The sequence below is a fragment of the Cutibacterium sp. KBN10P07758 genome (genome assembly GCF_050286205.1).
Classification (GTDB): domain Bacteria; phylum Actinomycetota; class Actinomycetes; order Propionibacteriales; family Propionibacteriaceae; genus Cutibacterium; species Cutibacterium acnes.
The window spans coordinates 452,358-463,313 of sequence record NZ_JBNNQV010000001.1; the positions used below are offsets into that span (position 1 = coordinate 452,358).

Genomic DNA, 10,956 nt, shown 5'->3' on the forward strand with positions numbered 1-10,956 from the left:
CCCGGCCCAAAACGCGTCGGGACGATTCGCCGTTCGTGACGCGGCTGCGTCGGTGCCATCGTCGGCGCGGTCCTCATTACAGTTTGATGCCGAATCGCTCCAGCCTCTTGCGGTCGGCCTTCGAGCTGGATGCCTGCAGGGCCAACAACTCGGCGTAGATACCTCCGGAGGCGGCCAGCTCGGCCGGGGTGCCGATCTCGTCGACGCGACCGGCGTCCAGGGTGACGATCCGGTCGACGCTGGAGATCGTCGAGAGGCGGTGGGCGATGATGAGGCTGGTGCGGTCGGCCATGAGGGATTCCAGACCGGCCTGCACCCACCGCTCGGACTTGGTGTCCAGGGCTGAGGTGGCCTCGTCGAGAACGAGGATCGGGGCGTCCTTGAGCAGGGCCCTGGCAATCGAGATGCGCTGCTTCTGGCCACCGGAGAGCTTGATACCGCGCTCCCCGACGAGGGTGTCGTACTGCTGGGAGAACCGCTTGATGAAGCGGTCGGCGTAGGCGCGGTGAGCAGCGTCGCGGATCTGCGCGTCGGTGGCCTCGGTGCCGTAGGCGATGTTCTTCCGGATCGATCCGGAGAACAGTGCCGGATCCTGGAAGACCACTCCGATACGGCGTCGCAAGGCATCCGGGGTCACCTGAGAGATATCGTTGCCGGCCACCATGATGGCGCCCTCGGTGACCGGGTAGAGGCCGAGCAGCAGGTTCACCAAGGTGGACTTTCCGCCCCCGGATTCGCCCACAAGTGCCACCTTCTCGCCGGGACTGACGTCGAAGGTGGCATGGTCGATGACCCGATTGGTGCCGTCGTAGCTGAAGACGGTGTCGTTGAAGGAGATCATCGGGACGCCCGGCTCGGGCTCGCGGATGGTCGTCGTGGCGGTCTGCGGTACGTGGGCCGGACGGGTCTCCATGACGGAGAAGTAGTCCTTGGACCCGGCCACGGCGCGCTGGGCGACGTCGATGATGTAACTCATCATCTGCACCGGCTGGCGAGCCATCGTCATGAGCTGGATGAGCAGGATCATGTCCCCGACGCCGAAGTATCCCTTGGCGGTTCGGACGAAGATGATGGCGTAGATACCGAAGAAGATGACGTTGAGGACCACCCTCCGCACGGTGTCCATGAGGTGCCAGTGGTTGGACTGCTGGCGGGTGGCGTCGACGGTGGCGTCGTAGTGGTTGTTGAATTGTTTCTGCTCGCTGGCCTCGGTGACGTAGGACTTGACGACGCGAATCTGCGAGACGACCTCTTGGAACCGCCCGCCGGCGGTGTCGATGTGGTGGTTGATGACGTCCTGATGGGTCTGCCAGTTGCGTGACGTCAAGGCCGTCAACCAGACGTAGATCGGGAAGACGATCGCCAACAGCAGGGCCAGCGGCCAGTAGTAGATGGCCGAAATGATGAGGACGGCGAACGTCGTCAGCAGCAGGGTGAAGAAGTTGTTCGAGAAGGCCTTGGCGAAGTCGGTGACATTGGTGATCGATCGGGTGAGCTTGGAGGTGATCGATCCGGTAAGCTCCTCGTCGAACCAGGACTGCGGCAGCTCCAGCAGCTTGCTGAAGTACCGGGTCGACAGGATCTGGCGCATCTTGGCGCTCATGATGTCGCCCAGCCATCCGTTGACGTTGGTGAGCAGGGAGTTGACGACGTCGAGGACGAGGTGACCACCGCGAGAAGCATGATGTCGCGGATGTGGTGGTCGTTGCCGCGCACGCCTGCCACGGCGAGGTCGGTGGCCCGGGCGATGACGAAGGGTACGGCCAGCTGAGTGATTGCGACGATGACAGCCGAGATGACGACCCCGAGGTAGAACTTCCACAGCTGCGAGGTGAATCGAAGGATTCGTGTCAAGGAACGCATGGGTTTCCAGATGAGCGGATAGGGATCGTCAGGGACGTGTCAACAAAACCGTATACCTTTGCCATGCCAGGATCATCTTTGCCTGACCTCATGCCGATGGCGACACCCGTCACGGCGAAACGTCGTGACCAGGCGTCCCAGGATTACTCGGAGGGCCTCTCGGCAAGCCAACGGCGAACAGCGAGGGTAGCCTTCACGTCGTCCTCGTTGTATTCCATGACTCGGGTTCTGGAGGACTCGCGGACCTGCGGATCGGGGTCATGGACGGCGAGGTCCCACCAGGTCTGGGAGTTGAGGCCACCCGGGTCCGGGTCACGCCAGGAGAACCCGGCGCCGGCGTTGGCAACGACCTTCAGACCAATCCCGTTGACCCCGAAGAAGTGCGCCTTGATGGTGGTGAAGAGGTCAACGAAACGGCCGGAGTCCAGCAGCCGACGTACCGCTTGACGAGTCTCCACGTCCTGGCAGACGTGGCCGAAATGACGCAGATGGACGATCTCGTAGTCGGAGTAGTGGACCACGATCGTCTCCGGGTGGGCCGAGAGGATCTCGTCGAGCCAGGCGATGGCGCGGGCGGCCAGTGCGTTCTCATCGTCGTCGCCCATGTCAGCGAACTCGCTGAAGGCGACGTAATAGGGCACGTCACCGGTCGTCGAGTCGAGCAGGCGTTCAGGATCACTGACCTCGAAACCCCACAGATAGACCCGGCCATCCGGAGAGGTCTCGATGTCGAAGTCGAGTTCCAGTCGGGACGAGGCCACCTCGATGGGTCCCTCATCGTTGCGCTCCAGCAGGACTCCCTGACGGATGAGGCGCGCGCGACGGGCGGCCGCCCGGAGTCGTTGTTCGGGTCGGGGACGGTGTTGAACCTCAGGCAGGTAGACCGGCAGCAGCTCGTCCAGGTCGGCGTCGGCCAGGTCGTCGACGGTGGAAACCCCGAGACGACGCAGGGTCGAGATCTCCCGGACGTCCAGGGGAGCCTTGGAGATGCGCAGGGAGAGATCGGCATCGTCGAGACGTGGCTCACAGATGGCCCACCACTGACAGGACTCGCACTCACGCACGACGATCGGGGCGACCATCGGCTCGCCGCCGGCGATGGCGTGCTCGGCCACCGACACCCGGAAGGTGTGCTCGTGGTCGTATCGGTCCAGCACGCTGCGGCGACGCCATCCCGAGGCGGACGAGCGCGAGAAGGTGCGAATGAACTTGTGGTCGAGATCGAGCCAGGAGACGGCCAAGTTGTCGTCGAGGATCCCAATCTCGTCGTGGCCGACCAGCCCCACGAGACGTCGATGGCTGGGGCACTCGTCAGGGGTGGCGACCAGGCCCAGGCCCTCGAGGAGCCTCCAGTGATGGGCGGCCTGGATGAGGGCGCGTTCCCGGCCCGCGCGGAAGGTCTGGTCCAGTGACATCCGTGCGTGGCGAGGATCCGGATCATTCAGGGGGGACACCCAGGTGAATTCCGCCAGGGTGTGGTGGCTCTCCAGCACCAGGTAGTACTTGACGATGACCGGCAAATATCCAGGCCCGCCGTCGGCACGCTTGCCGGCCAGCACCAAGGCGTTGGGGGAGCCGGTGCGGTGTTCCTGCGGGGACGACGGCAACTCAGGGCAGACGATGACGGGTGCACCGGCCTCGATGGCCCTGCGGGTGGCGACCCGGCGACCGGCCACGCTCAAGGTGACCGAGCGCAGATCGACGGCGTCCGTGACGGCTGCCAGGGCGTCACAGATGACCGTCAGGTGGGCCTCCGCCCCTGCGAAGAGCTCGTCGTCACGCGGATCGCCGACCGGTTCTGACAGGGTGGGGTCATAGGCGTTCTGGGTCTTGACCGGGCAGCTGCGAGCTGCCCAGGCGTCGAGGAGGATCGGGGAGGAGGGACCTTTCACCTCAGGCCATCTCCTTCTCGTCACTGCCCTTCCAACCACGATGCAAGGCGACGACGCCGCCACAGACATTGCGCCACGCAATGGCCTGCCAGCCGGCCTCGGCCATCATGTCTGCCAGATGAGGCTGGTCGGGCCAGGCGAGGATCGACTCGGCCAGGTAGTCATAGGCATCCCGGTTCGAGGAGGCCAGCTTGGCCATGGCCGGGATCGCCGCCAGCAGGTACTTGGTGTAGACGTGGCGGAACGGTGCCCAGGTGGGGTAGGAGAACTCGCAGATGACGACCCGGCCGCCAGGCTTGGTGACGCGCAGCATCTCGCGCAGTGCCTTTTGTGGGTCCTCGACGTTGCGCAGACCGTAGGAGATCGTCACGGCGTCGAAGGAGTTGTCGGCGTAGGGCAGGCAGGTGGCGTCCCCGGCGACGAAGTGCAGATGGGGCTGGCGCTGCTTACCCACCGCCAGCATCCCGGTGGAAATATCGGTGGGATAAACCTGCGCGCCGCGGGCGGCAAACGTAGCTGAGGAGGTGCCGGTTCCAGCCGCCAAATCGAGGATGGTCTGGCCGGGTTCCGGCTCTACCGCAGCGACGACGAGGTCGCGCCAAGTGTCGATCGCCCCGAGCGTCATGATCTGGTTCATGAGGTCATAGCGTTTCGCCACCCCGTCGAACATCGATGCGACGTCAGTGTGGTGTTTGTCCAGGGTGGCTCGGGTTGTCAACACGGGTTTTATTGTAAGGGGGGAGGCGACTCCCCCTTGACCCCCTCGGGCGGGTTGGGTGGTCTTGTAGCCTTGCGTGTCCCCTTGACCCCCTCGGGCAGGTTGGTCCATGAGTCAATGCCGGTTGAGGTGGGTCTTGCAAGTGCGGGAGAATGGCCAGCATGGCATCCCGCTCTACTGTCCTCATCGCTAAGGACATCTCGAAGTCTTATGGTGACCGAATCATTATTGATCACCTCTCCCTCACCGTTCATGAGGGGGAAGCCGTCGCTCTTACTGGCCGCAACGGAGCCGGTAAGTCAACGGTGTTGAGAATGCTGGTGGGAGCCGACCGCCCAAGCTCTGGAACGATCGAGGTGCTTGGTAAAAAGGTTTCCGAGACGAATCCGGAGTTTCGTCGCAACGTTGCTACGGTCATTGACGACCTTGACTTCTTCCCCGATCTGTCGGTGGTAGAACACCTCGATTTACTTGCCCGCGCTCACGGGCTGGTCGACGCGGACGCTCTCGTTGACGAGGTGCTCGAGGAAGTCCAGCTCGTCCCACAGTCCGGCCAGCTTCCCGGCACTCTCTCCTCCGGTCAGCGGCGCCGACTGGGCTTGGCAACGGCCCTCGTGCGCTCCCGCAAACTCCTCGTCTTGGACGAGCCCGAGGCCCGCCTTGACGTCGAAGGTGTCGCATGGCTTGGTAAGAGGCTGCGCGAAGAGATGAATCACGGCCTGGCAATCGTGATGGCCAGCCACGAGCCAGCCCTTGTCGAGACCCTGGGAGCCCGAACTGTCGAATTGGGAGGCCCGCGCGGATGAGTCGGCGCAACAGTAAGCACTCCAAGCCCCGCCCCAAGGCGTCCCCGTCCGAACCACAGAATGCCAGAGCTGAGGCGGCGGTCGTCCCCGACCCGGAGCTGGTCATCGCTCACCGCCCCGACGAATTCTTCGGCGGTCAGGCCGACGAACGTCAGCTCTCCCTCCTGATGGGCGACTGGCGTAAAGGCCGTACCACCCGCAATATCTGGCAGGCCATTGGCGACGCCTACGTGCTCGTCTTTTCGTTGGTCGTCGTCCTTGCCATGGTCATCAGCCTCATCGTGCAGGCCCAAGGGCAGGCCTCGGGCTGCACCTCGACGGGATGCCAGACGGCTCGCGGTCTGCTGGCGTGGGCGGCATTGTCAGGAGTGTTGGCCTTTGCCCTGGCCGCGGCCCGGGTGTTTGGGCCGGTACTTGCCTCGGCAGCTGAGGGATTCTGGCTCATGGACGCTCCGATTGACCGAGCCAAGTTTCTCGCCAAACGGCTACGAGCTGCGGTGCTCGTTTCGGTGATCGCTGGTGCCGTCCTGGGCGCCCTGGTGGCTGCCCTTACTGGGGCCGCTGGGAAGGCCGTCGTCGCCTGGACCCTGGCGAGCGCCCTGGGTGCTGCCGGAGTTGTCTCTTTTGCGGGCGCTGAACAGGGCACTGAACGTACCTGGCCAGTGAAGGCCGTCGAAGCTGTGGCTGGACTGGCTGGTCTGGCGGTACTGCTGGGGGTTATCTCGACGGCGTCGGGGTGGTATGCGGTGCCGATGTCGAGTGACACAAACCTCACTTCCGCTTGGGCGGTGGCCGGAGCTGGAGCGGTACTGCTTGTTGTCACCTTCGTGCTAGCACGACTGCGTCTGAACCGAATCCGACGCGCCCGTCTCATGGCCGGTGGCTCACTGGCCTCCGGTATGCAGGGGGCCGCCTTCGCTCTTGACTTCGCCCTCATACGCGACATTCTTCAGGAGCGAGAAGCCATCGAACGCGGCCAGGTGCGCCCCACCCGTGGACGAGGCGAGGGTTTGAGAGCCCTGGTGTGGCGCGACGTGCAGCGTGTCATGCGGTCCCCAAAGCCGCTGCTCACCCTCATCGTGACGGCCGTGGTTCCCTATGCCGTCTCCGCTCTGGGATTCGGTGCCCTGACGGTCCCTGTGTCGGCCCTGGTGCTTGTCGCGGCTTTGGTGCCTTTCTTCACCAGTCTGCGAGTGCTCACTCGTAGCAAGGGGCTGGTGCGCTGTCTACCTTTCACTACCAGCCAGGTCATTTCGGCGGCCTCGGTGGTGCCTGCCGTGGTAGCAGCGTTGTGGGCGATTGCCGTTATCCCAGCCTTCCACGGCGTCGGTTCGGCGGTATCAAGGCCGTGGGAGCAGGCCGTCATGTACGGCTTGGTGACGGCTGCTGGTGGCCTTGCTGGTGCGATTCGGTGGGTCAGTGCAAAACCAGCTGATTACTCCTCGCCGATGGTCGCAACTCAGGCTGGCGCAATGCCTCCCGGGTTGATGTTTAACCTTATTCGCGGGCTCGACATGGTTGCTCTTATCACCATCCCGTTAGTGTTGGGGTGGTCGCCATGGGTATCGGTGTTCATTGCCGTGGTGGTATTTGGATTCCTGCGGATGGGCGGTATGAACCAGCAGGACCTGGCTGAGATGCGCGAGGAGTCGCAGCGTCAACTGGCCGAGGCCCGTCAGGACACTCGGGGCGGCAAGGCTGAGAAGAAGGTCATCGAGCGTAAGCGGCGGTAATCGTCCGGCAGGATCGACGTCAGCTATCGACGCGTCCCACCGCTTTCATATGGTGAGGCCTCAACTTACGTCAAGAAGAGGTCCCGCAGCACATCGATGCGGTGCTCTGCCTCGGCCGACAAGACGTCCGCGTCGTCGTCATGGCCGACGGGGTGGCCGGAGAAGATATGGACGAGTGAAGGGTCGGTTGCGTCGATCTGACCGCCACGGCAGTCGGTGACCCACTGGCCATTGCCCAAGGAATCGACCCAGCCAGTTGGGCCGGAGACGCGGCCACGGTCGACGTGCTCAACCTCAGCCAGCACGGACAGGGCGCAATGTGGTGGCAGTCCGGTGACAAAAGCTGGCGGGCACAGCGCCTGCACGAGGGCCAGACAGGATCCTTGATCGGGGGAGTTGATACCAGTGACGTCGGTAACGAGGTAGGTTGAGGCATCGTTGTAGACACATCCCGGGCAGTCGGGAACGTGGACCGTGTCGCAGAATTGTTCGAGACGTGCGCAGGTTCGCCCAACGATCTCGTCATGATAGGCCGCCAGAGGCCCTTTGCCTTGAAGCGCAGTGAGCAGGGTCTGGTGATTGGCGTCGGTGGCGGGGGAGTGCGTCAGTACCCGGGATGTGATTAAGGACTTGCTCACCCCGACGGTGAGTTTCGACGTGGTGCCGACGGATCCCTCGACGAGATAGGTATATGCGTTGGGGAATTGGCGACGCAGAGTCTCGACGATCCATCGCGGGTCGATAGAGGAGGCAGCTTTGGCCTCGACGTCACGCATGAGGACAATCTGATCGAGTTCTCCGGGGCTCATGATGTCCTGGACAAGTCGCGCCACTTGGCGCCAACTTCGCTCGCTGACGACACCGTCACGTACCGTCACGGCCCCGGGGGGCCGGGGCACGCTTTGCTGATGGGGAGAATCGTCGGTGATGCTGTCCCAGGAGAGTTGGGTGAGCCACGAATAACCGGGCCAGCGTCCAATGATCGTTTTGGGAAGGATCATGACAGACCGTGACGATGACCGGTCTGGGTCAAACGTGAAGGATCCGAAGGCGACTGGTCCAGTGGCCTCAGCACCAGGCATCTCAGTTTCGTGCTCGAGATCATCGCACAATGCCTCCCACCAGACATCGGCGGCGGCCGGGGAATCAGTCTCGAATCGCGTGACCTCACCTAGCCCAACCATTCCGTAGTTGCGGTGCAAAAAGCACACCGAGTCGTTCGGCGTCATGTAATTTTCGAGCGGACCTGGGTCCGAGATCGAGACGGTGCGGGCACATAGGCGGGCTGAACCTGGGTCAACGATCACGGTGGCAGGATAACCGAGATGTCCACATGGGCAGCACCGTCTCATCGCTATGAGCGCCAACGGGGACGACAAACCATGCCAAACGAGGTCGTCCCCGTTGGCGCTGCCCACGCGCGTTGACTCAGTTGAGGGCGGGATCCACCATGAATGTCTTGACGCTCACCTGGGACAGACGCTCCCGGGTGCCGTTGACGTAGTGCGGGTAGGCACAGTAGCTGAGAGTCCGGTAGGTGGTGCGCTCGCTGCCGTGAAAGTTGAACGCCGCGGCGGGAGACCCAACGTGGAATGTCGCGGTGCCGAGGCCAGTACCGCCGATGAGCTTCGACTCGTCGAACGTTCCGGTCCACACCTGGTGACCCTTGTCGTCGAGAACGCGGGTCACCATGGATTCCTGATAACCATCGGCTCGCACGCATGGTGCGCCCGGCTTGACCGTGATGGTGAGAGGGCTAGATGCAGCGAACGGTCCAGTGTGCTGTGCGAAGTCGGTCACCGAGACCTGAGGACCGACTGGAAGTTGGCTCTCATCGATGGGTGTGGCAGCTCCTGGTATGCCGAGTGCAATGGACGATGCGGCTGCCAGGCTGGCAGCGATTTGGACGAACATGACGATCTCCCGATATGTCGTACGTATGGGAATTGACGAAAATCATATAGACTTTCAGCTGAAGTATAGCACTGCATAGTGTCATCGAAGTGTCGGCGGCAACGGTATGCCCGGTAGGGGGTGGGTCTGCCTTTCGGTTTCGTGAACCTGATGCGGCGACGCGCATGTAGCCGATAACCCCTAGACTCGCCCGTGCAGATCGTCGGTGTGCGTTAATGAGGAGGGTCCACGTGACGAGCCAGATGGAGTCCGACGTCGTCGTCGTCGGTGCTGGGCCTGGTGGCTCAGCGACCGCTGCGCACCTTGCCCGCAGGGGGCTGCATGTCACCCTGCTGGAGAAGGTGACGTTCCCCCGCGACAAGGTTTGCGGTGATGGCCTGACTCCGCGCGCCGTCAAGCAGCTCATCCGGCTGGGTATCGACGTCTCCGAAGAGGCTGGCTGGAAACACACGGAGGGGCTGCGGATCCACGGTGGACGTATCGCCCCCTTCGTTCTTCCCTGGCCCGAGTTGGCCGACTACCCCAATTTCGGCATGGTGTGCCGACGCACGGTTCTTGACGAGCGTCTGGCCCGCCACGCCGAGTCGCAGGGAGTCACTCTCGTTGAGGGTGCCAATGTCACTGATCCGATCCTCGATCCTAGTGGCCGCATTTGCGGCGTCCGGACCTCCGATGGCACCGAGTATTCCGCCCCCGTTGTCGTAGCGGCTGATGGCAACTCTTCGCGCCTCGGCTTAGCGATGGGACTGCATAAGCGCGACGATCGTCCGATGGGCGTGGCGGTACGCGCCTATTACCGCTCTGCGCTGTCTGACTCGCGTAATTTGGAGAGTTGGCTAGAGCTGTGGGACGGTGCCCCGCAAAAATCTGACCTTTTGCCGGGTTATGGCTGGGCCTTCCCTGAGGGGGATGGAACGGTCAATATCGGTTTGGGAATGCTTGATTCCTCTGCCGCGTTTGGTCGCACTGATTACCGCTCCCTTATGAAACGTTGGCTGTCTCATCTGCCTGCTGAATGGACCCTCGACGAAGAACACCGGGAGGGGCCGATCCGCGGTGCCGCCCTGCCGATGGCTTTCAATCGTCAACCCCACTATCGCGACGGTTTACTACTCGTGGGTGATGCCGGTGGCATGGTCAACCCATTTAATGGTGAGGGCATCGACTACGCCATGGAGGCCGGTGAGATGGCGGCTGATGCTATCGCTGAGGCTCATTACCGTGGTCACCGAACTCCGGCTGCTGAGAAGGCACTCCAGGGATATCCGCGCGCTCTGCAACGCCACTTCGGTGGTTACTACCGGCTGGGGACGATCTTCGTGCGGCTCATCGGCGATCCACGTGTCATGAAGATGTGCACGACGTACGGGCTTCCTCGTCGTCGACTCATGAAATTTGTGAACAAGCTGCTGGCAAACCTCACTGATGCTAGGAGTGGAGATCTTGATGACCGTATTATCAACACCCTGACGAGGATTGTCCCGTCGTTGTGAGTTCGTGGCCTGCGGCAGCATTTTCGTGCCGCCAAGCCTGAAGTTAGGTAACCCAAAGTACCAGGGTGTCAGATCAGAGTCGTATGGTCTGAACGAATGGTGGTGACTAAAGGTGGTGAGATGAACGGATATGCTCCCCTTGTGGGGATGGTCATCCTCGGCGCGGTCTTCGTGCTGGCGACGATCACAGTCAACGTCCTTCTTGCGGTAAAGCGACCCAATCGTGCCAAACACGAGATCTATGAGTGCGGTATTGAGCCGACGCCACAACCGGCAGGAGGCGGAAAGTTCCCAGTCAAGTTCTTCGTCGTGGCAATGCTCTACATCGTGTTCGACATCGACATCATGTTCCTCTACCCGTGGGCGGTTGACTTTAACCACCTCGGCGTCTTCGCGTTGGTGGAGATGGTGCTGTTCGTGGCGATGGTCTTCATCCCCTACCTCTACATCCGCCGTCGTGGCGGCTTGGATTGGACTTGATCTTCCCGCGCGGCCTGGGGGTCGCGCTCAGCAATATGTTGAGTGGCCTGCGAGCCA

10 protein-coding genes are annotated in these 10,956 nt (G+C 62.5%); 4 read left to right on the plus strand and 6 right to left on the minus strand.

Annotation, left to right across the window (positions count from 1 at the left end):
* Window positions 1-76: 76 nt before the first annotated feature.
* The 4 genes from ACOYO3_RS02240 to ACOYO3_RS02255 all read right to left on the minus strand — a co-directional run bounded on the left by ACOYO3_RS02240 (window position 77) and on the right by ACOYO3_RS02255 (window position 4,584).
* On the minus strand, window positions 77-1,603 hold the full coding sequence (locus ACOYO3_RS02240; protein WP_002524497.1) for an ABC transporter ATP-binding protein: 1,527 nt from the start codon (window positions 1,601-1,603) through the stop codon (window positions 77-79).
* Window positions 1,600-1,863: a hypothetical protein gene (locus ACOYO3_RS02245; protein ID WP_002515427.1), complete on the minus strand. Its 264-nt coding sequence runs from the start codon at window positions 1,861-1,863 to the stop codon at window positions 1,600-1,602. Before ACOYO3_RS02245 ends, ACOYO3_RS02240 begins: the two co-directional genes overlap by 4 nt.
* Before the next feature lie 143 nt (window positions 1,864-2,006).
* Entirely contained in the window at window positions 2,007-3,755 is a 1,749-nt protein-coding gene (locus ACOYO3_RS02250) for a TM0106 family RecB-like putative nuclease (protein ID WP_002515411.1), read from the minus strand.
* Between the two features lies 1 nt (window position 3,756).
* Entirely contained in the window at window positions 3,757-4,584 is an 828-nt protein-coding gene (locus ACOYO3_RS02255; protein ID WP_002520107.1) for a demethylmenaquinone methyltransferase, read from the minus strand.
* A 41-nt stretch (window positions 4,585-4,625) separates the two neighbouring features.
* On the opposite strand from ACOYO3_RS02255, the gene ACOYO3_RS02260 reads away from it, so the two are divergent.
* Complete coding sequence (locus ACOYO3_RS02260) at window positions 4,626-5,279, plus strand: ABC transporter ATP-binding protein (protein WP_002524499.1); 654 nt, start codon at window positions 4,626-4,628, stop codon at window positions 5,277-5,279.
* A complete protein-coding gene (locus ACOYO3_RS02265; RefSeq protein WP_002524500.1) occupies window positions 5,276-7,012 on the plus strand; it encodes a DUF6297 family protein in 1,737 nt (578 codons plus the stop codon). The genes ACOYO3_RS02260 and ACOYO3_RS02265 overlap by 4 nt, the downstream gene beginning before the upstream one ends.
* Before the next feature lie 65 nt (window positions 7,013-7,077).
* On the opposite strand, the gene ACOYO3_RS02270 is transcribed toward ACOYO3_RS02265, so the two are convergent.
* The gene (locus tag ACOYO3_RS02270) at window positions 7,078-8,241 is read right to left on the minus strand and encodes an isochorismate synthase (RefSeq protein WP_002520105.1); all 1,164 of its coding nucleotides are present in this window, start codon (window positions 8,239-8,241) and stop codon (window positions 7,078-7,080) included.
* Window positions 8,242-8,440: 199 nt separating this feature from the next.
* The gene (locus tag ACOYO3_RS02275) at window positions 8,441-8,926 is read right to left on the minus strand and encodes a hypothetical protein (protein WP_002524502.1); all 486 of its coding nucleotides are present in this window, start codon (window positions 8,924-8,926) and stop codon (window positions 8,441-8,443) included.
* A gap of 215 nt (window positions 8,927-9,141) precedes the next feature.
* Between ACOYO3_RS02275 and ACOYO3_RS02280 the strand changes: the two genes are divergently transcribed.
* Both ACOYO3_RS02280 and ACOYO3_RS02285 read left to right on the plus strand, forming a co-directional pair.
* On the plus strand, window positions 9,142-10,419 hold the full coding sequence (locus ACOYO3_RS02280; RefSeq protein ID WP_002519590.1) for a geranylgeranyl reductase family protein: 1,278 nt from the start codon (window positions 9,142-9,144) through the stop codon (window positions 10,417-10,419).
* 96 nt (window positions 10,420-10,515) lie between these two features.
* Window positions 10,516-10,899 carry an NADH-quinone oxidoreductase subunit A gene (locus ACOYO3_RS02285; RefSeq protein WP_002519591.1) on the plus strand — a complete coding sequence of 128 codons (384 nt, stop codon included), beginning with the start codon at window positions 10,516-10,518 and terminating at the stop codon, window positions 10,897-10,899.
* The last annotated feature ends 57 nt before the right edge of the window (window positions 10,900-10,956 follow it).

Bases quoted from the DNA above. Each gene is read 5' to 3' on its own strand.
- ACOYO3_RS02285 (WP_002519591.1), top strand. From the start codon at position 10,516: ATGGTGGTGACTAAAGGTGGTGAGATGAACGGATATGCTCCCCTTGTG.
- ACOYO3_RS02245 (WP_002515427.1), bottom strand. From the start codon at position 1,863: ATGCGTTCCTTGACACGAATCCTTCGATTCACCTCGCAGCTGTGGAAG.
- ACOYO3_RS02255 (WP_002520107.1), bottom strand. From the start codon at position 4,584: ATGGACCAACCTGCCCGAGGGGGTCAAGGGGACACGCAAGGCTACAAG.
- ACOYO3_RS02265 (WP_002524500.1), top strand. From the start codon at position 5,276: ATGAGTCGGCGCAACAGTAAGCACTCCAAGCCCCGCCCCAAGGCGTCC.
- ACOYO3_RS02240 (WP_002524497.1), bottom strand. From the start codon at position 1,603: ATGAGCGCCAAGATGCGCCAGATCCTGTCGACCCGGTACTTCAGCAAG.
- ACOYO3_RS02270 (WP_002520105.1), bottom strand. From the start codon at position 8,241: ATGACGCCGAACGACTCGGTGTGCTTTTTGCACCGCAACTACGGAATG.
- ACOYO3_RS02260 (WP_002524499.1), top strand. From the start codon at position 4,626: ATGGCCAGCATGGCATCCCGCTCTACTGTCCTCATCGCTAAGGACATC.
- ACOYO3_RS02280 (WP_002519590.1), top strand. From the start codon at position 9,142: ATGAGGAGGGTCCACGTGACGAGCCAGATGGAGTCCGACGTCGTCGTC.
- ACOYO3_RS02275 (WP_002524502.1), bottom strand. From the start codon at position 8,926: ATGTTCGTCCAAATCGCTGCCAGCCTGGCAGCCGCATCGTCCATTGCA.